The organism is Cognatundibacterium luofuense, assembly GCF_018139685.1.
GTDB classification, from domain to species: Bacteria; Pseudomonadota; Gammaproteobacteria; order Burkholderiales; family Burkholderiaceae_D; genus Undibacterium; species Undibacterium luofuense.
The window spans coordinates 1-288 of record NZ_JAGSPN010000603.1; the positions used below are offsets into that span (position 1 = coordinate 1).

At 53.1% G+C, this 288-nt stretch carries 1 pseudogene; it reads left to right on the forward strand.

Going from position 1 to position 288, the window contains the following annotated elements:
- Positions 1-288, forward strand: a pseudogene (locus KDM89_RS21825) (hypothetical protein); the annotation flags it as partial.

The window sequence follows — 288 nt, forward strand, 5'->3', positions numbered from 1 at the left end:
TGACAACCAATATCGTCGATGTCTATGATGATTCAAGTCAATTCGATTATTTTATGAAACTCTCCCATCCATCCCGCGTTGTCGCAGCGTTTGTCGCGCTCTTCAGCATGCTGTTTATGCAGCTTGCTGTGGCGTCCTACGCTTGTCCGGGCTTGGCAATGAGGGGCGGCGATGACATGTCAGCGATGCCGGCCGTGGTCGCTATGCCTACCATGACGGATTGCGAAGGCATGGACCAAGTTCAGCCGGTTCTTTGTCATGCGCACGCCCAAGATCAACAGGGCAAAC